The sequence below is a fragment of the Lacibacterium aquatile genome (assembly GCF_042683105.1).
Taxonomy (GTDB): Bacteria; Pseudomonadota; Alphaproteobacteria; order Elsterales; family Elsteraceae; genus Lacibacterium; species Lacibacterium aquatile.
In genome coordinates this window covers 172,274-193,001 of sequence record NZ_JBHUIP010000005.1, presented here as the reverse complement: position 1 = coordinate 193,001, position 20,728 = coordinate 172,274, and the positions used below count along the sequence as shown (strand labels likewise).

At 56.0% G+C, this 20,728-nt stretch carries 10 protein-coding genes and 1 tRNA gene; 6 read left to right on the top strand and 5 right to left on the bottom strand.

The genetic code is table 11. The features are described from left to right. The 6 genes from ACFSM5_RS07940 to ACFSM5_RS07915 all read left to right on the top strand — a co-directional run bounded on the left by ACFSM5_RS07940 (position 1) and on the right by ACFSM5_RS07915 (position 15,411). Entirely contained in the window at positions 1-492 is a 492-nt protein-coding gene (locus ACFSM5_RS07940) for a hypothetical protein (RefSeq protein ID WP_379875783.1), read from the top strand. After that, positions 489-4,703: a sacsin N-terminal ATP-binding-like domain-containing protein gene (locus ACFSM5_RS07935; RefSeq protein WP_379875782.1), complete on the top strand. Its 4,215-nt coding sequence runs from the start codon at positions 489-491 to the stop codon at positions 4,701-4,703. The genes ACFSM5_RS07940 and ACFSM5_RS07935 overlap by 4 nt, the downstream gene beginning before the upstream one ends. After that, positions 4,690-7,503, top strand: a complete 2,814-nt coding sequence (locus ACFSM5_RS07930) for a DUF1156 domain-containing protein (RefSeq protein ID WP_379875781.1) — start codon at positions 4,690-4,692, stop codon at positions 7,501-7,503. The genes ACFSM5_RS07935 and ACFSM5_RS07930 overlap by 14 nt, the downstream gene beginning before the upstream one ends. Before the next feature lie 14 nt (positions 7,504-7,517). Then, positions 7,518-10,811, top strand: a complete 3,294-nt coding sequence (locus tag ACFSM5_RS07925) for a DUF499 domain-containing protein (protein ID WP_379875780.1) — start codon at positions 7,518-7,520, stop codon at positions 10,809-10,811. A gap of 218 nt (positions 10,812-11,029) precedes the next feature. After that, positions 11,030-14,629: a DEAD/DEAH box helicase gene (locus ACFSM5_RS07920; protein ID WP_379875779.1), complete on the top strand. Its 3,600-nt coding sequence runs from the start codon at positions 11,030-11,032 to the stop codon at positions 14,627-14,629. A 2-nt stretch (positions 14,630-14,631) separates the two neighbouring features. Beyond that, positions 14,632-15,411, top strand: a complete 780-nt coding sequence (locus ACFSM5_RS07915) for a hypothetical protein (protein ID WP_379875778.1) — start codon at positions 14,632-14,634, stop codon at positions 15,409-15,411. A 96-nt stretch (positions 15,412-15,507) separates the two neighbouring features. Here the strand turns inward: ACFSM5_RS07915 and ACFSM5_RS07910 are convergent. The 5 genes from ACFSM5_RS07910 to ACFSM5_RS07890 all read right to left on the bottom strand — a co-directional run bounded on the left by ACFSM5_RS07910 (position 15,508) and on the right by ACFSM5_RS07890 (position 20,724). Then, positions 15,508-15,581, bottom strand: a tRNA-Gly gene (locus tag ACFSM5_RS07910). A 47-nt stretch (positions 15,582-15,628) separates the two neighbouring features. Further along, the gene (locus tag ACFSM5_RS07905; RefSeq protein ID WP_379875777.1) at positions 15,629-16,441 is read right to left on the bottom strand and encodes an HNH endonuclease; all 813 of its coding nucleotides are present in this window, start codon (positions 16,439-16,441) and stop codon (positions 15,629-15,631) included. Between the two features lie 81 nt (positions 16,442-16,522). Then, on the bottom strand, positions 16,523-18,004 hold the full coding sequence (locus tag ACFSM5_RS07900) for a hypothetical protein (RefSeq protein WP_379875776.1): 1,482 nt from the start codon (positions 18,002-18,004) through the stop codon (positions 16,523-16,525). Beyond that, positions 18,001-19,725, bottom strand: a complete 1,725-nt coding sequence (locus ACFSM5_RS07895) for a tellurite resistance TerB family protein (RefSeq protein ID WP_379875775.1) — start codon at positions 19,723-19,725, stop codon at positions 18,001-18,003. The genes ACFSM5_RS07900 and ACFSM5_RS07895 overlap by 4 nt, the downstream gene beginning before the upstream one ends. A gap of 66 nt (positions 19,726-19,791) precedes the next feature. Next, the gene (locus ACFSM5_RS07890; protein WP_379875774.1) at positions 19,792-20,724 is read right to left on the bottom strand and encodes a helix-turn-helix transcriptional regulator; all 933 of its coding nucleotides are present in this window, start codon (positions 20,722-20,724) and stop codon (positions 19,792-19,794) included. Positions 20,725-20,728: the final 4 nt, after the last annotated feature.

Here is a 20,728-nt window from a genome sequence, read left to right as displayed (position 1 = left end):
ATGCCGGGCAGTCCTGACTTTTCGATCCTCGCTCCCGTTCCGTTGGAGCACCTTAAAACAGGGCGCGAAATTGCCATCACAACCGGCTTCGTCGCCTTCGGGTCGCGAAAATGGGATTTGTTTCGGAAAGTTGATGAGCTTCGCGGCGCTGCACCCGTACCTGTGCTGATCTATCCATCGCATGAGGGCGTGTCAGCAAAGTCGAATTTTCTGGTGTCTTGGTTGGGGTGGTATGTCGGCTGCGAAGAAAGTGGCAGTGGTAAACACTCGAAGGGCCTAACGCATCGCCCGCCGACAACAGGTCAAAATGTCTCCGATAATCAGGGGCATTGGGCGGTGTTCTGGCACGTTTCTGATCTGTACGAACTGCCTGTTGGGCAGCGGCTACCAATCTCTGCGATCCAAACCGTTAAGGGAGGTTGGCGTAAAAGTGCTGCGCCCCGTGGCCCTGAACTGGTTTCCACGCCGTCGGCGTTGGAGTTGCCGATATGAGCGGAGAGACTCAAGTCGCCAATCCTCCTGGTTATTTTCTATCGATTCAGGAACGCGCTATTAAGCGTTGGGATCAGCTTGAGGAGGATCCGGAGCTTGCCGGGCCTTGGCACCAGCTTTTCAAGCAGGTGCAGAGCCCTCGCCATATCCTGTCAGAGCTACTCCAGAATGCCGACGACGCCGGTGCCAGCGAAGCGCGGGTATCCATTGAGGATGACCGTTTTGTGTTCGAGCACAATGGCGAGGACTTCAAAGAAACCCATTTCGCATCTATTTGTCGCTTCGGCTATTCTAACAAGCGTGCGTTGCACACGATCGGTTTCCGTGGAATCGGTTTTAAAAGCACGTTTAGCTTAGGTGATCGGGTCGAGTTATTCACGCCGACGCTAGCGGTTGCTTTCGAGCGCGCGCGTTTTACCCAGCCGATTTGGATCGATAGTCGTTACCTGACTTCTGGGAGTACGCGCGTTGAGGTGACTATTGCCGACCCGTTGCTTCGTCGTGAAGTCGAGAAGAATCTTGATGAGTGGCTGACGAGCCCAACGTCGCTGCTGTTCTTCAAGACGGTCCGACGGCTCAAAATTGGCGACAGCGAAGTGCATTGGCAAAGCCTCGGATCGGGTCCCATCGCCGACAGCGAATGGATGGCTTTGGACATGAAAGCCGCCTCACCTTTCTTGTTAGTAAGGTCGGCTTTGGAAGCTTTTCCCCCTGAGGCGCTCAATGAGATTCGCAACGAGCGGATGCTCGGAGCTGAGGATGGCGGAGATTTTCCACCCTGCCGGGTGGAGATCGTGCTGGGCGCGAAAGGTCGGTTATATGTCGTGCTGCCGACTGGTGTTGAAGCAGCATTACCTTTTGCTTGCAATGCGCCCTTCATCCAGGACCCGGCTCGTCTTAAAATCAAGGACCCCGAGACATCGCCCACCAATCGCTGGCTGTTGAACAGAGCTGGGGAGTTGGCTGCCAACGCCATGATGAAGTGGTTGGAGCAGCCTAAGATCAGTGCACAGGATCGGGCAGACGCTTATGGGTTATTGCCCGACGTCGATCGGAAAGCCACTACGCTCGAAGGGGCGTGTGGTGCAACCGTCGAACTTGCATTTGACGCTGCGATTGTAAACCGGCCGATTCTGCTCACAGAGGAGGGGCGACTTGTCGACGCTGAGGCTGCGATCGCCGTTCCGCATCCTATCTTTGACATCTGGCCGTCTGATCAAGCCGCGGCGCTGCTCGATGATAAATCTCGACCGGTGTTGTCTCAGCACGTATCGGCTAGTAACCGGACCAAGCTTGTTCACTGGGGGCTGGTTGAGGAGTTCTCAAAGTCAGATCTGCTCGGGCGGCTGCGCAGCCATCATCTGCCTCGGCCGGCGACCTGGCGGCACTTGTTAAATCTTTGGGCCTACATCGCACCGGAAGTGACCGGCTGGCAATGCAACGACGCCGACGCTCTACGGATCGTACCGGTGCAGGGCAAGGAGGTGCTCTACGCGGCGTCGGAGATTGTGCGGCTCGGCGAGAAGAAGCTGCTTCAATCGGAGGATGATTGGGAGTTTCTGGCTAACCATCTGATTGTCCTCAACCAAAACTGGACCCGGTTCCTCGCTGAACAGCGTCGGGTCAAGGTTGACGGTGGCAATATCAATGAATCAGTCGAAGCTGCCTTTGCAGTGCTGGAAGAGATCGGTCTCGATGAAACGAGTGACGTCAACGCTGTGATCGAGCGTGTTGCCGCTGATTATTTCGGCTCCGGCCAAGTGAAGTTCGCAGAATGTGTCCGGCTTGCTCAGATCGCAGCCAAACTGAGTGTCACGCTTGATGAGAATTTTCGTTATTTCTGCGCCGATCTGAAGCTTCGTACGATTGGTAGGGGCGTGTTGTTCGATGACAATGGCGCGCTGGAGCCGCTGTTGCCGGAGGCTGTTAGGAATTCGCAGTTCTTGCACGATGATTACGTGGCAAACTTCCAATCCTGCACCCGGGAGGACTGGTTTCGCTGGGTGTCGTCTGGTCGTTCGGGCCTTCAAACGATGCCGCCGCTTGTGGAAAAGCGCACCAATCTATACGGACGACAGCGAGCGGCTGAGGAAGCGGTAGCACGCGGTCTGCGCCACGGGCCTTATTATGCCTACGTCACTGAGAGTTTTGTTCTGGAGGATTGGGACTTTCCTACCAACTATTGGTCGCATTGGGAGGCATTGTCGAAAGCTGATCCTGACATTTGGGCAAAGGTTGTCGGAAAGATTTTGGAGCAGCGAGATAGCTATTGGTCGCGAGCCTCAAGTGTTCGTCTGTCGCAGGTGGCTACTACAGGGTCGATGCGGTCGGTTAGCTCGGAAGCGCTGCTCGCGAACTGGCTTTTAAAGCTGCAGGGCAAGCGCTGCCTACCCGATACTCGCAACCAGATCCAGTTGCCGGCCGACTTAGTGCGCCGAACACCGGAGACGGAGGCACTGATCGATGTCGAGCCTTTCGTGCATGCGCTGCTCGATCGGGAAACGACGCGTCCATTGCTCGATCTGCTTGGTGTCCGCAACGCACCGAGCGGCCCAGGGCGCTTGCTAGATAGGCTGCGTGCATTGTCGAAGTCCGACCGGCCGCCGGCGTACGAGGTCGAAAAATGGTATCGCCGTTTGGACCAGATGTTGGACGGATGTTCTACAGCGGACGCGCAGAACATCCGAAATGCCTTCAAGACTGAAAGGCTCGTCCTTGCTCAAGATGGGACGTGGGTAACGACCGGTGGCGTTTTCCTGGCTGGGGACGAAGAGGATGTTCCTGGTGCGGCGGTCGTGCGCGCGTCGGTGCTCGATCTTAGCTTGTGGCATCGCGTCGGTGTTGCTGACCGCCCATCGGTTGACTTGGCGCTGAAATGGCTAGCGACACTTACCTCGGGGAAAGCATTGTCGGCCGACGATGCTCGGCGAGTTCGCACTTTGCTGGTCCGATATCCGACCCGCATCTGGGAGGAGTGTGGGCACTGGTTAAATCTCATGGGCGAATGGGCACCGGTCGATACGCTAGCTTTCGGGTTGAGTATGCAGACCCTGTTCAAGTGGGGCCATCTACATGAATGGGTGAAGAGCAAGACCGCCGATCTTCAGCGTCTGCCAGCAGAGACGGTGCAAGCGCCGCCATTTGGAACATTGCCGGCTTTGTCGGATCTTGTCCAAGAACGCTTCAGCCAATCGTTTCTGCTGCCCAGCATGGAGGAGGAGCACACATGGTTGACAGTGTTTGGAATACATCTCGGACGGATCGAGCTTACCGATTCTGCCGACACCGAGTGCGTGCGGGCGATTGCGGAAATGATCGAGAAGACGAGCTGGGTCCAGACTCCCAAGTTGGAGGTTATTCCCTATCTCGATGGCGTGCCTGCCGGCACGGCGCGCCTCGCCGACGTTTTGTGGATTGAACGTAAGCTGTTCGTCAGCCCCCTATCCAAAGCTAAGCTCGCTAAGCGAGTCCCAGAAGAGATCGGTAAGAACCTCAGCTCAGATATTCGCGCAGCGTTGGCTTACGCGTTTGGTCGGTCAGAAGAAGATATCCAGCAATATCTGGAAGAAAACTTCGCGCTCGGCCCAGAGCGAAGTCTTTCTGTGCCGATTGTCGAGGCCGAGCCCTTGGCTAAGTCAGGCGAAGGTGGTGGCATTGTCCCAAATGTCGAAGTCGGATTTAGCGAGGCCGAACCGGCTGATGTCGTGGATCTTCATCTGGCTGAGGAGAATGAGCTTGAGCCACAATCCATCCTTGCGCCGACGACCGGTGAACAGGATCGAAAGCTGATTCAAACTGCGGTGGAGAATAGGCCCCGTGTCTCGCTGGTGCCTCTCCGTCCGAGTTTAATATCTCGGTTTGCAGTGACGCAGGGCTATAAGGCTGATGGCGTGGATCGCTTCTTCCATGCGAATGGAAGTTGGATTGGGCGTGTTAGCGGTTCACGGTTTCCATGGGAGCTTCGTTCTGCAGGAGGTGAAATCCTGCGCCACTACTACCCAAAGGAACATTGTTTGGAGCGTGAATCGCTTCAGCTTGAAGCTGATGTCTGGGGGCTGCTAGAGCAAAAGCCGGACATCTATTCCTTTATTCTGATCAATCAGGATGGGGATGCTGTCGAGATGACGGGTAGGCGCTTACGTGCCTTGCGCGAGAGTGGCGATCTGACTATTTATCCTGCAACTTATAGGCTTGTTTATGACCTCGACTAATAACACCAAGAAAAAATTGATCGAGGTTGCGATCCCGCTCGAAGCGATCAATGCTGCTTCTGCACGCGAAAAGTCGATCCGGCATGGGCATCCGTCGACGTTGCACCTGTGGTGGGCGCGGCGGCCACTGGCCGCCTGCCGGGCTGTCTTGTTCGCCCAACTTGTCGATGATCCGTCAAGCGACCTCGAGAAATTCCCTACGCATGAGGCGCAGGAGGCCGAGCGAAAGCGCCTGTTCGGCATCATTGAGGAATTGGTGAAGTGGGAGAACTCGACCAACGAGGAGGTGCTGGAGCGCGCCCGCGCCGAAATCCGCAAGAGCTGCGGCGGCGAATTGCCGCCGGTCTATGATCCGTTCTCGGGCGGCGGGTCGATCCCGCTGGAAGCGCAACGCCTTGGTCTGCCCGCTTATGGATCAGACCTGAACCCGGTCGCGGTGATGATCGGTAAGGCGATGATCGAGATCCCGCCCAAGTTCAAGGACAAGGAGCCTATCCATCCGGGCGCGAAGGACCGGCAGTTCTATCGCAACGCCGAGGGCCTAGCGGAAGACGTCAAATACTATGGCGAGTGGATGCGCGAAAAGGCGTGGGAGCGCATCGGGCATCTCTATCCGCAGGTGGATCTGTCGAAGGAATATGGGGGCGGAAAGGCGACGGTCATTGCTTGGATATGGGCGCGCACGGTTCCCAGCCCTGATCCCGCGTTCGCCAATGTCCAGGTGCCGATCGCGTCGAGCTTCCTGCTCAGCACCAAGGCGGGCAAGGAGACTTGGGTGGAGCCGATCGTCGATAAGCAGGCGAAGACCATTTCCTATCGGATCAGGCATGGCGGCACGAAGGCCGAGATCGCGGCTGCCAAAGAAGGAACCAAGGCAGGCCGCGGCGCGAACTTCCGTTGTCTTATGTCGGATACGGCGATCACGCCTGATTATGTGAAGAGTAACGGGCGCTCCGGTGAAATGGGCCAGGTGCTGATCGCCATCGTCGCCGAGGGTAATCGCAGCCGAGCTTATGTTGCACCCACGGAGGCGCATGAAAGGCTTGCACTGTCGGTAACGCCGGAGCAAAAGCCCGAAACCAGCCTCCCGAATGATCCCCGCAATTTCTGGACGGTGGACTACGGCCTTACCACTTTCGGCGACTTGTTCACCGACCGGCAGTTGGTTGCTTTGAATACCTTCGGTGATCTGGTCCACGAGGCACGAACACAGATCGAAGCAGACGCATCGAGCGTTGCCGGGACCACCGATTCGACCCCGCTGCGTGATGGGGGAATGGGACCAAAAGCCTATGCAGAAGCGATTAGCGTCTATTTGGGCTTTGCAATTGGGAAACTGACGGACATTGCTTCGACGATTTGTACTTGGCACTCGGGCGCGGAGCATCAAAAGATTAGGCAGACATTTGGACGCCAATCTCTTCCGATGACATGGGACTACGCGGAAGGAAACGTGTTCTCCGATTCATCGGGGAATTTTTTGAAGCAAATTGAATTGATTAGTCGTGTGGTCGGCCTGAATTTTGTTCCTGCTGCGTCTGGCGTTGAAATCCAGCACGATGCTCAGTCGGCGCGCTTCCCAACCGGCGCCGTGATTTCTAGCGATCCGCCCTACTATGACAACATCGGTTACGCGGATCTCTCCGATTTCTTCTTTTGTTGGCTCAAGCCGGCTATCCGGCCGGTTTACCCAGACTTATTCGAGGTGTTGGCTACCCCTAAAACCGAAGAGTTGGTTGCAACGCCCTATCGCCACGGCGGAAAGGAGGCGGCAGAGCTGTTCTTCCTCGAAGGCATGAGCCGCGCGATTGCCAACATGGCAATGCAATCATCTGATCATTACCCTGCCGCAATTTACTATGCTTTCAAGCAAAGCGAGGTCGCGCAGGATGGGATCAGCTCAACGGGCTGGGCAACCTTCCTTCAGGCCGTTGTCCAAGCCGGCTATGCCGTTGTCGGCACCTGGCCGTTGCGTACCGAGATGGCGAACCGGATGATCGCCTCGGGGACCAACGCTCTTGCGAATTCGGTCGTCCTCGTTTGCCGAAAAAAGGAATCCACCGCTGAAACCATTACCCGTGCTGAGTTCATCCGCGCTTTAAAGCGCGAGCTACCGCCAGCAATCTCCGAGCTTCAGGCCGCTAATATCGCGCCAGCGGATATGCCCCAATCGGCCATTGGCCCCGGCATGGGCGTGTTCTCGCGCTACAAGGCTGTCTTGGAGTCGGATGACAATCCGATGAGCGTAAAAACCGCACTCCAGCTCATCAACAAGGAACTCGACGAATATCTGGGCGGTATCCAGGGTGAATTCGATGCCGACACGCGGTTCGCTATCACTTGGTTCGAGCAGCACGGGAATGGCAAGGGGGACTACGGCGTGGCCGACAACCTTGCCCGTGCGCGTGGGATCTCGGTAGAGAGCGTCAAGCACGCTAGGATCGTCGACAGCGCCGCCGGCAAGGTCCGTATTCTCGGCCGTGAGGAACTCGACGAGGATTGGGACCCAGAAGAGGACCGACACCTGACGGTGTGGGAGTGCCTCCAGCACCTGGTCCGGCAGCATGAGAAGGACGGCATCTCTCATGATACCGCCGTCCTGCTGAAGAAGATCAACGCTCAGGCCGAGGCTGTGAAGGACCTCGCTTATTGCCTCTACGACATCAGCGCCAATAAGCGAAAGGATGCGAAGGAGGCCACGGCCTACAACGCTCTGATCGCCGACTGGACCGAGCTGACGAAGGCGGCAGCGGCTATTCATGACTCGAGCGGGGATCGTCAGGTCCGGTTCGATATTTAAGGGGGGAAGGGGACGTGGCAAAAAGCACACGCCAATATGTGTTTGAAGGTATGGAGTTGCTGCCGGCGGCATTGACCCCTTTTGTTGAAAAACGGCTCGAAACCTCCATTAAGGGTCACTGGCAAGTTCAGGTGCTGGAGAAGCTGCCTAATCTGCGTCCTAATAGCAGTGGTGAAGTCGGCTGGGACCAGGCCGCCCTATTTAACGCGATGGATCGATTTTGGAGCGAGGCATTCAAGGCGGTACTTGGCCGCGCTGAACGTTCGCTTATTAACGAGCTGAGCGATGTCCGGAACAAGCTCTCGCATAACGAGAATTTCAGCTACGACGACGCTGAACGCGCGTTAGATTCCATGCGGCGCCTGATGGAAGCAATCAGCGCCGGCGAAACGGCTGAGCAGTTAGGTAAGATGCGCGACACTATTTTGCGCACGAAGTTCACCGAGCTTCAGCGCAATGAAGAACGTCGGAAAAGCCAACGTCTTGAGATTTCGGTTGAGACGGTCGCGGGCCTGCTGCCATGGCGCGAGGTGGTCGAGCCCCATCAGGATGTCGCCACAGGCGAGTTTCAGCAGGCGGAGTTTGCTGCAGACCTCGCTAAGGTGCATTCAGGCAGCGCGCAGCCGGAATATCGTGATCCGGAACAGTTTTTTAGCCGCACCTATCTGACCGAAGGTTTGAGCACGTTGCTGATCACCGCCGTAAAGCGGTTATCTGGTGTTGGCGGCGATCCTGTGGTTGAACTGCAAACCAATTTCGGCGGCGGTAAGACGCACTCGATGTTGGCCCTCTATCATATGGCTGGTCCGACGCTGGCCCAAGACCTATCGGGCCTTGACCAGCTGCTTGAGACACAGGGGCTGAGCGTGCCACCGAGCATCAACCGTGCCGTGCTCGTCGGCACATCTCGGGGACCGCAAGACGCCATCAAGACCGATGATGGCCATAAGATTCGCACCACCTGGGGCGATCTAGCCTGGCAGCTCGGCGGTGCCGATGGTTTCTCCATGGTGGCGGAGAACGACGCCAGCGGCATCGCGCCAGGGTCAAATCTCCTGGAGTCGCTTTTCAAGAAATATGCCCCATGTCTGATCCTGATCGACGAATGGGTCGCCTACCTGCGACAGATCTACAAAGTCGAGGGGTTGCCGTCTGGGTCTTTCGATGCGAACCTGTCCTTTGTACAATCGCTCACCGAAGCGGTGAAGGCCAGCCCAGGTACGCTACTCGTCGCCTCCCTGCCGGCCTCTCAAATCGAGGTTGGGGGAGAAGGCGGTCAAGAAGCCCTTGCGCGCCTCAAGCAGACTTTCAGTCGCGTGGAATCTTCGTGGCGCCCGGCCAGCCAGGAAGAGAGCTATGAAATCGTCCGCCGGCGTTTGTTCAAGGAAATTCCCGGCGACAAATTTCATCACCGCGACAATACGTTGAAGCAGTTCGCCAAACTCTATCGTGAAAACGCTAACGATTTCCCCCAGGGCTGCGCGGATGAAGACTATCGGCGTAAGCTGGAAAAGGCTTATCCAATCCATCCGGAGCTGTTCGATCAGCTCTACACGAGCTGGGGTTCGCTCGAAAAGTTCCAGCGTACGCGCGGCGTGCTGCGCCTAATGGCGCAGGCCATTCACGAGCTTTGGATGAATGCCGATCCGTCGGTGATGATCATGCCCGGCAGTGTGGCTATTAGCTCCCCGCGAGTAGAGCCGGAGTTGCTTCATTATCTCGATGTAGCATGGCAGGCGATTATTGCTGGTGATGTTGATGGCACCACTTCCACGCCGTACAAAGTTGATCAATCTGCACCGAATCTGAACCGCTATTCGGCGACTCGACGAGTGGCACGGGCCATCTTTATGGGCACAGCACCGACGCACCAGCAGCAAAACACCGGCTTAGACGACAAACAGATTAACCTTGGGGTCGTGCAGCCGGGTGAGCGCCCAACTATCTTCGGTGACGCGTTACGGAGGCTGACCAATCAGGCCAAGTTCATGCACGCGGATCTTGGTCGCTATTGGTATTCCATGTCCGCAAGTCTTAACCGCATCGCGGCGGATAAGGCGAGCCAGATTGAAGCTGCATTGGTCGATGTCACCATCGACGCAGAACTCAGCAAATATGTGAACGGTCTTAGTGATCGCGCGCATTTCGATGCAGTTCAGGTCGCGCCTGCTTCATCGGCGGAGGTTCCCGATGAAGCAGGGGGCGTACGTGTCGTCGTGCTGGGCGTCAAATATCCGCATAATGGGCGAGATGGTTCTGAGGCTTTGTTAGAGGCCGCAAGCATCCTTACCCAACGCGGTACGACGCCACGCGTTTATCGTAACATGCTGGTATTTGTTGCTGCAGAAAGTCGCCAGCTCGATTCCCTGAAAGAAGCCGTGCGCGCTTCTCTAGCCTGGGGGGGGATCGTACGAGATACAGATCGCCTCAATCTCACTCAGAGTGATAGCGCCCTTGCCAAGGCGAAATTAGCCGAAGCAAACGAGACCATGAAAACGCGTCTGAAAGAGGCTTGGTGCTATCTACATTATCCAGTCCAAGAGAGCGCTCATGCCGATTGGGAGTGGGTGTCTGGGAAGATCTCTGCTCAGGAAGGGTTGTTGGCGCGTGCCAGTAAAAAACTGGTCGCGGAAGAAGGGCTGCTCGTCGAGTTAGGGCCGGCGCGTTTGGACCGTGATCTTCAAAAATACATTTGGAACGACAAGCCGCATGTATCCCTAAAGGATCTCCGGGAATATCTTAACCGCTACATCTATCTGCCCCGCCTAAAAGGGCAGGAAGTATTGATGAAAGCTGTGCATTCCGCTGTTAGCGGCATGCTGCCCGGCCCATTCGCTTATTCTGAACGATGGGACGAAACGTCAGGTACGTACCTGGGTTTAGCGATCGAGCGGGCGGGTAATACTCTCGTAGTTATCGACGGTGACAGCGTTATCGTGAAACCCGATGTGGCTGAGGCTCACAAACCAACTCCGGCCGAACCGAGACCTTCCGATATCCCAAGGGATCCTGATGAGAAGCCGCGGACAGGAGAGGGGGCGATCGGGGAAGCCCCGGAAACGCCGCCGCCGGAAAAACAGCCGACCAGGTTCTCTGGAGCGGTCATGATTTCCCCTGACAGACCGGCGAGAGATATTCACCAGATCATTGAAGCTATTGTCGAACAGATCACGACGTTACCAGGCAGTCAGGTCACCCTTCGGCTCGAAATTGATGCAGAGGTTCCAAACGGTCTTGACCGAGCCAAGGTCAGAACGTTGATTGAAAACGCTACTACGCTTGGGTTTGTACAAAAGTCGATTGAATAATTTGGTCCAGTCATCTCTTCCCAATTCAACACGCCCCTCGCTCGATTAGCCGAGTGAGGGGCGCGGGCCAGCCTTCTGTGTTTGCTCCTCTGAAAACGACACAAGCAACTTAGAAATCGAAACTATAAGCTCAACACTGGCTTGAAATGGTGGCGTCGTTGAGCCGACCCCTCTAAAAACAACCTCAGGTATTTTGACCCTGAGTTTGGATTGTTGGAATGGTTGGGGATACGGCGCGCCCATTTATGAAGTATCGGATCGATCAGCTCGAAGCGCTGTTCGAAAAATCTCAGGGCGACGTCGATGCAATGCGTGCGCTGAACAAAGAGTTGGAGGCTCGGAACACTGATCGTGCCGGGCGGCTGCATGCCAAGGTTCGCGAGAGTATGGCTGCAACACCTCGCGCCCCTCTATTCTCGGCGGAGTCTCCGGCGGAGACCAAACCTTCGATGCCGCCGAAGCGAGTGACTCCATCGGCGAGTACTCAGCAGCCACCCCCTCGGGAGGCCTCCGCTTCTGCTGGCTCTCAGATCCTCGATCTTGGGCCGCTGCCGACGTTTCGGCCCCCTGAAGGGGCGAACGAACCAGGGGCTATCATTGCGGCTTGGACAGCGCTGGAGGCTTTGTCGCCGCAGACATATAAGCAGCCTAAGGATTTGGCCGCGGGCGACGCGAGTTGCGTTGCTAAACTCACGGCTGAACTGCCTTGGGTGAAAGGCGAAAAGTCGAGGCCCAAGAAGCAGCTGTATTATCAGATCGTGCTGGGCTCGGTGCCGATGGTCAAAGCGACATCGGCGCTGGTGAAGGCTTTCGGGGAAGACGCCGATTTTAATGCCCGAGAAAAGGAAAACGCAGCGATTGCTGCGTTGCTCGTTGATAAAAATGGCTTCCTGCTGGAAGAGAAGGCCGTAGGGGTCTCAAGCTTCGCATGGGCTCTACCTTTGGCCCTGCAGCTCAAGCTGGGCACGCTGGGAGCCTGGCCGCAGATTGAGACTCGGATTATCGGCAAGCTTGAGACGATGGTTCGTCGCTTTGACGAGGATGACAAGCCTCTTCCGGTCGATATGCAGACCATCTTGGAAGCGTTCAATTGGCTGGTGGCTCAGTTCGGCCTCGCGAGGGATATGGTCGAGCCACCGTCTTTCGCGATCCGTATTTATCACTACTTCAAGGCCAAGAATCCGCCGGAAGTGCAGCTGCTCAATTCCTTTTACTTGGGGGATCTCGGGCGCAGTGCAGCGCTGGTCGGGCAGGGAAATGTGCCCCCGGGGCTGCGGCGTTATCTCGGTATCGAAAAGCCGAAGCAGACCTTTGATCTATTGGCAGAGGATGCGGCCTTAGAGGCGGCCGTGGCTCCATCGATGATCCCGCTGGCACGCTGGCCAAGCCCCGGCGGACATCCGCTGGTTCTGCTGCAGCAAGCGGCGGTGAATCTCGCTCGTGCGGAATTGGCAGGCAAAGAGGGGATCATTGCGGTCAATGGCCCGCCTGGCACCGGCAAGACAACGCTCCTGCGCGATGTCGTCGCCTCTAGTGTTCTCGATCGTGCCTTGGCGATGGCCGCCTTTGATGATCCGGAGAAGGCATTCACCTTTTCGGGGGAGAAAGCCTCAGTGGGAGATTGGCCCTATCTGATGTACTCCTTGGCTCCTTCTTTGAAGGGCCACGAAGTGTTGGTCGCTTCCAGCAACAATAAGGCCGTCGAGAATATCAGCCGCGAACTGCCGGCAGCCAAAGCTGTCGGGCGTGAAGCGGATGAGCTGACGTATTTCAAATTTATCAGCGACTGCGTTCATTCTCCCGAGGAGACCTCTGAGGAGGAGGATGAAGAGGCCGTCGATATTGAGCCGGTTGATACCTGGGGGTTGGTGGCTGCCGTTCTGGGAAATGCCAAGAACAGATTTGCATTCACTCAACGGTTTTGGTGGGACGAAGATTTCGCCTTCCGCCTCTATCTAAAGGCGGTCAAAGGCGAATCGATCGTCAAGGAGATCAAGGATCCGGAGACGGGTAAAATCGAGCGGCGGATGCCGAGGCTCCTGGAACTCGAGAAGCCGCCATTACCCCAACAGACGGGGACGAATTGGCGGAAGGCGCAGGCGCGTCTGCTGTCGCTCAAGAAGGAAGTGGAGCGGGAGCTGACGGACTTGGAGGCCGTCAGAAAACTGTGCTTCGAACTGATTGAGGCGCAGCACGCATTGAAAGCAGGTGAGGCCATACTCGCTGAGCTGACGGCACAGCTGCCAGCAGTCGAAGCCGAAGCGCAGAGATGCCAGCGTGCCCTGCAGGCGGCAGAGGCAGAGCGCGGCCGACGAGGGGCAGAGGCTCAGCAGCATCGGAATGCGAGACCGGGCTTTTTTGCAAAGCTTTTTAGAACGCAGAGATGGAAAATCTGGCTGTATGAGAGCGTTCCTCTTGTTGATGCGGAAAAGACCGCCATCACGCGATTACGTCAGGCGGATCAGGCTTCTGCTGTTGCGACATCGAAGCTGAACAGTTTCAACGCCAAAGTTCGCGATGCTGAAAATGCGCTGATGGCACCCCGTCAAAAGGTCGATCGATTGACCTTGGAAGTTGACAGTCATCGGGCGGTCTTAGGCAGCCTGATGGTCGATGAGGTGTTCTTCCAGCAAGGACATGAAGCCAAAAACCTGAGCGCACCATGGCTGCCGGACAGCCTGCATCGCAAGCGTGAGGAACTCTTTATCGCGGCGATGGCGGTGCATAAGGCCTTCATCGATGAGACGGCGCAGAAGGTTCTGCATAACCTCAACGTTCTGATGGAGTTTTTCACGAATGGCGTGCCGACGGATGAGGCCAAGCGGAAGCTGTTGGGCGATCTGTGGTCGACGCTTTTCATGGTGATCCCTGTCCTGTCGACCACCTTCGCGTCTGTCGACCGCATGCTCGGCGATCTTCCGGCGGGAAGCATTGGCTGGCTCCTGGTCGATGAGGCGGGGCAGGCGACCCCTCAGGCCGCTGTTGGGGCTATCATGCGAGCCAAACGGACGATCGTGGTCGGGGATCCGCTGCAGATCCCGCCGGTGATCTCGCTGCCGGAGCGCCTGAATTCGGAGATTTCCAAATTCTTCATGGTAGAGAAGTCGGTCTGGTCGGCACCGGAGGCGTCAACGCAGACGCTGGCTGATCGGGCGTCACGGTTTCAGGCCAGTTTCCGGACTGACCGCGGTCCACGCCGTGTTGGTGTGCCGCTGCTCGTACATCGACGCTGCCAGGACCCCATGTTCGGAATCTCGAACCGCATCGCCTATGACGGGCAGATGGTGCATGCCGCCGGTAAGCCCAAACTCGGCCCGGTCGGGCAGGTGTTGGGCCCGACCACCTGGTTTGACGTCGATGATGAAGCCGATACGAAATGGTGCCCGGCAGAGGGCGAGATGGTCGTCGAGCTGTTCAAGAAACTCGGTGCTGAGGGACTTCAAAACCCGGATCTCTTTGTCATCACGCCTTTCCGAATTGTCGCGAAAGGCCTGAAGGATCGCCTGAAGCTCGAGAGACAGCTGTTTAAGAGCATGGGCATCGACATTGAGAAATGGACCCAGGACCGCATCGGAACCATCCATACCGTTCAAGGGCGTGAGGCCGAAGCCGTCATCCTTGTTTTAGGCGCTCCGATGAAGACACAGACGGGGGCTCGGAATTGGGCTGCAGGTACGCCGAATATCCTCAATGTCGCCGTTTCCCGCGCCAAGCAGCATTTGTACGTCGTCGGCTCTTACGGGGCTTGGGCCGGTCTTGGGCATGCCCGTGAGTTTGGGGTAATCCCTCGGCGCCGGACAGGCCCGGGGGCCTTTTGAATATGGCCAAGCCGGTAATTGAATATAATGAGATCGTTGAACGCTATGATCTGGCGCTGCTGAGGAAACCTGGCGACATCGTTATAAAGAATGGTGACATCGTTCTTAACCGGGGAGATCTGGTTCTGAACGATGAATATTACCATGAGATGGTCCGCTTGGTGTGGAGCTGGCGGGCTTGCGCACCCAATCTCGAAGTTCTTTTTGACGCTTGGCGCAATGAGCGAGATGCCCAGTACGAGTTGAAAGAAGCCTCAAATAGATCATTATCCGTTGATTTTGGGGCAGGAAGACCGTTCTGGAATGGTTTCCCTCCCGAAGTGATTAGAAGCTATCATGCCGCAAATGATGCGATTGATGCCAATGCAGCCGCTGCTGAGGCCTATTCCGGAGCGATCATGGTATTGCTCAGTAACCTTCTCCTGAGATTTAAAGAGGCCATCGGCGTGTCCGCTCATATCTGGGATGGGCAGGGTAAAAAGTTTGGCGGATGTTCAACTGGCCCGATCGTGATTGCTGGTGCGAACAATTTCCGACATTACGATGAGTGGGCGCGAAAACGTGTTCCGACCTCACAGCAGTTGAAATCGATGAGAGTCATATCAGCTGCGCTCCAAATTCCGTTGGCACCCGACGGTGCCGAACACGGGCTGGGGAAAAATATCTGCCCAGATTTGCTCAACGTCTTGAGCGATGGAAGCTTTGATCTGCTGGCTTTAAATATTCTGCGATACGCGCATGATGTGGCTGTCAGCCAAAAAGCCGAGGTGAGTCATTCGTGACTTTGGCAGATAATTATACCAGTGGCCGCACGACTCTCAAATCAGAGTCACAATGAAAGCTCTGCTTGAGATGATTGCTTTTAAATCAATCTGTTATGGAGCGGGTGAAGGGAATCGAACCCTCGTCGTAAGCTTGGGAAGCTTCTGCTCTACCATTGAGCTACACCCGCGTTTGGGCTTTATAGAAGATCCTGATGCGATAACGCAATAGGCGCTCTCATTCTCCGTCCCAGCCATCAGCTTTCCATCTTTTAGCGATGAGTTCGGCGCTAGGGCGAATGGAGGGATTCTTGGGAAGGCGCATCAGCTTTCCATGAAGCTGAATGCTGAGGGCCGTATCAATCTCGGAATAGGGTTCATCTTCCCCCTCCGGATCAGAGTGCTGGATCCGGAAGTCGGCTCTGACTCCCATACATTTTTGGTCAAACAAGCGATGATGGGTGGCGCAAAGCAATATGCCATTCCGCACGTCGAGCTTCTGCTCCGGCGTACACATGGACCATGGAATAATATGAGCCCCTTCGAGCGCCGCAGTGAAGGTCATTCCACAGAATGCACAGCTGTGGTCATACGCTTCCGAAAGTGCTGCTTTAAAGATGCGTTGCGCGACGCCACGATCTCTCACGTGCCGGTAGATCTCGCCGCTTGTGTCGGGGGCTTTCAGCAAGCGGTCAGCCAAGCTCTCCCGACTGTCGTCAGGGCCGAAGTGGCCATACGGATTCTCGATCGCCGACCAGTTCTCAGCAAAGACAAGTTTCATCGCTTGCTCGAGATCTTCGATATCCCAAGCGATAAAACCGCTACCAGGAACTTTACTCGCTTTACCGATAACAAGGACGGTCAGCGGTGGCAGGTCATGGTCGAGGCAGAAATCCTGAATTGGGCCTAATGCCTTTCCGACATTTAGGGGATTCGTGTCGATGAGTGGGCTGAGATCGCTATAAAAGAATCGGCGACCATTAGAAGCGGCTTGCACTAAAACGGGCCAAAGAATTCCGGCCGCATAGTCCCAGTTTTTTCCTTGGTACATGTCGCGCCCCCACGAATTATCTCTTCCGATGTTTTCCGGCATTCGCCCAAAGTCAGGCAATTGCAAACTGTGATTTCGATCTTAGCCGGCTGTTTGCCCTACCGCTGTTTGGGCCATCAGCTGCTCCCACCCGGAGGTGAGCCGGTCACTAATTAGATCATCACGCTCCTGTGCGACTTTGAGCATGCCAAACAAGCTGTTCCCGAACACCATGAACTGCGCGAAATTGAAGGCGGTTGGATTCCATCCATAGAGCGCGGTTTTCATGATGTTGGTCGAGGCCAGTAGGCCGTGCGACAGCGCGAGCATCTTGGCGAGTTTCATTCTCCCGCCGATGCCGGCCACGTCGACCTCGCTATCAGACCCTAGACCCCGGACCGCATGAAACGAACGAATAAGCAGTTCGGCGATCGCAGGGGACAAGGTTGTCGTGGCAAAATGTCGAAGATCGTAACCGTGCGCATACATGTAGCGCACCACGTTAGTTACGGTGACTGACGGGCCGTCTTCTTTGAGCGAGATGCCGGAATCGATATTGAGGGTCTGCAGCACGCTCATGAAGGGGGCGGGGAGGCCGGTCGATGTGAAGACGTCCGAAAACATATGGAGCAATACAGTCACCAATGCCTCCAACGGATCGGTGGTTGTTGCTTCTCCGCTGCGCTCGATGACGTTTATGACGCCCTTGTCGTCGATCAAAGTGCAGGTGTTTCGCAGAATGTCGATAACGCCGAAAACAAGTCCCAGGATCGGATCATGCCCGGGGCTCATCACCCGGTGCATCGCCGGCCTTAGGCCGCTGATGTTGATCCCATCCTCCTTCGAATTGATTGATATATCGTAGGGAACTTTTGCCGCGTCCTCTGCGCGCTCTACTAGCTCGTGCAGCCACTGTTCGAGACCGTTTTTCGGCGTTTCGTCATCGTAAATGGCCTCTGACAGCTCGCGAAGCCAAGCGGTTACCAGGCTGCCACGCTGATCTTTCTGCCCTTTGAAGTCGCCTCCTAATGGGGTGGCCACAATGAAATAGTCTACCAACGTCCCGACCAGCACAGCCGTCGCGACTGCGGCGCTATCCCAGCGATCCCACGGTGCTGCACCGAAATCGGCCTGAAACCGACGATGGACGTTCGCGATCTGATGAGGTTTCAGCAACTGCTGAAACGGGTCGCGTTCGATATCGATGCCACGCGTGTTGATATAAGTGTGGGTCTCTTGGACAAAGGTAGCCCAATCACCGTCGCCTGTTGGAATTGAGAAAGATGCCGACAGATCAGGGATTTGGGCCTGAATGATCGCGACCTCGGTCTCGGTCACTTCAATGGCAACAGAAGGCTCCGCCGCCATAATCTCGGCTTCCGTCGGTGCTGGCACACCACTCAGAGCCCAGAGATCGGCCATCTGCCGCTCAAGGGCGGCCAAATCATCTGCCTGATCCTGGCTTTCTACGGCTAGTATCGCAGCATGGGTTTCGATCTTGAATAGTTGCTCTTGGACAAGAGTGATCTGGTCCTGTTGAGCTAAAGCGATCTGCTCGCCTTCACGTTGGGCGCCCGACATCATGCGGCCCGCTTTTCAAGTTCAGTCTTAAGCTCGCTCTCCAGTCCTGTTTCCTTGGAACGTAGGCGAGTTATGGCATCGGCAAACATGCTGAGTTCTCGAGATAGCTTGCCGATGAGCAACTTATTTTTTTCGACATCTGTGGTGAGGTCCACCATCCGGCGACCGAAGAAGGCGACGTCTTCGGCAAGATTGCTAATGGCCTTTTGGTGGATGCGCAGAACCTCCTGCAGCATCAGTTCCCGTCGGGAGGCTTTGTCGCGCTCTTTTCCGCCCGCCAGCCAGCGGACGCCTTTGTAGATGCCGACCCCGAGGATAAGCGCGACACCGATGCCGCTGACCATTGATGAGAAACCCAAGATGCCGCCTAGACCAAGGCTTGCAAGGCCACTTGTTACACCCGCGGCACTTAAACCGGTGACACTGCCGCTTAGATAGACGGCGGCGATCGGCACTCCGACGGCGGAGGCTTTTGCAGCCATAACTTTAGCCGTAGTCATAATCTGACTGTCAGATAGCTCACCAGCCATGATCTTTTCATCTTGTATGCAGGCGTCTTCAATGAAGGCAATCTGCTGATCATCGATATTAAGAAGGCTTGCCAATTGGCGAAGTCCCGGCTGCTCTAAAGCACTTTCTTTTGATATCGAGCGCACCATCCGAACGGCGTCCTTGATCAAAGAGCCGGCCAAAGCCAATTCTGAGCCAGAAGGTGTCTGGGCGAACATCTCTTTGACGAGTGTGGCCGGATCCAGATTGCTTGGCGCGCTGATGTAGCTACGGATCTGATGACGCAGTTCAGGACCGCAATCTAATTGCGTCATCAACACCTGGAGTTCGGACAGTTCTCTTTCATCGATCTGACCGTCGTTATGGTAGGTGAGCCAAACCAGTAGCCCTAAGTAAGCTGCACGTACCGGCTCCGGCATATCCTCCACGATCACATAGCCATCGACCTCTTTGGTCTGGCCGATCTCGCGTGCGTGGATGACGAGGTTTAGAAGGCTCTCGAAGTCGGCGAGTGGGACACCCGGCCAATCATCACCAACCGTGATCTCCCCGTCAGAGTTCGTCACAATGAGTTGCGAGCGGTCAGCGGCTTTTTCCCCGGTTTTAACGGCAGCCGGCTCCACGCGAATGGTATCGATTTCGCGGAAGCGCAGCGCTAGTCGGCGTGCGCCATTATTGTAGTAGAAGCCGCTGTCGGTGATGAGGAAGCCGTCTTTCGCGCTGCCGAACACGGTGTCGTCGAATAGGAAACAAACTCTGTCCGGATCGACGGAATTGGCGTAGTGGGCAATTGCCTTCTGCAGCTTCCCGTCTGGAATGGCCCCCATCACATGGAGGCTGGAAGAGTGTTTCGTCATCCGACGAATGGTCTTCTCGACGCGATTGAGAAAACTGTCTTCCACCTCATATTCCAGAATGGAGACTTCACCGGGCTCAAGCTCCTGGCCGGCTTGCACGAGATAGCGGAGGGCTTTTGGCGATGCGTAGCGCATTGCGGGGAGGGAGTGGGTCTCTACGACGGTTTGTTCAATGGTGCTGTCGCCTTGCTTACGCGACCGGGTCACTTTCAGTTCGATCGATCGCATTCCAACCGCGATGGTGTCTCCAGCCCCGATCAACAAGTTATCGACGACATATCGGGCGCCGGGTTCGAGTTTGACGGTGACTACCCGCGTTAAATGGTCGGTCACTTGCTCGCTATGAATGGCGTTCATCGATAACTCCGAAAATACGGCTTTTATAGGTGGTAATAGGGAGATGCAGGCTTTTAGCGGGAGGGCTCATGCGACGTGCGCTAGTCCCCCAAAGCTCCAAATCCAGGCGTTGAGCTCTTTCTCGCTTGTGGTCGTTACGGTCAGGGACAAGCTGCCATCATCGTGTTCATCCACGGTTTGATCTGCGCTCCAAATGCGATCGCGAACGTAGTCGGCCGCCTGCGCAGACACCTCGACGCGGATGCGCTTCGGGGGATGCCAGTTCAGTCCGAAGCTGCAAGCTTCGTCGTCGGCTGCATTAAAGGAAAAGTGTTCCCCGGTCGGGGAAAGCACCGAGATCCGATGCAGGGATAGAGTCGTTGGGCGACCTTTTTGAAGCGACCCTTCATCCATCTGATAACCTTGGACATACAGCGTGCCGTTCATCGCCAAGATCCGGCCGGGAGCATAGCGATAGCTCTTGTTCTCTGCCCGCCCCATCGCCCGATAAACCACGTCGCAGACCCTCTGGTTTTCAATTGCCAAGCGGAGGGCGTTGATCGTCGGCTGGTGCGGTTGGTAATCTATGTAACCCTTGCTGCGAAAACCAACGGCGCCAGAACGAGGCTGTAATGCCTCGCCTTCGGACAACTGCAAAGCCAAGTCTCTGAGGGTCTTATCAATCCGTTGGGCAACAGGCGGGGGCAACTGGGATGCGGCGAAGTCTCGGCACACGGCTAAGTAATGCAGTTCCTCGAAATCGAAGCCGAGGCCATTTTTCTGAGCTTCGGATTGATAGCGATAAAACCGCTTCTTGTTCTCAATGCCGCGCTCGATCGATGCGTCTTTGCCGATGTGGACTTCAATGGTGTCGACCAAGCGAGCAATGGTCTGCGGCGAGCACTCCAACTCAGCGGCCAGCGCTTTTTGAAAATGTTTCTGAGGGCTCATGGTCAGCCGCTGATAGAGCAGCAGGATCTTCTCTCGGGGTAGCTTGTCGCTTCGGCGTTTCTCTGACATGCAA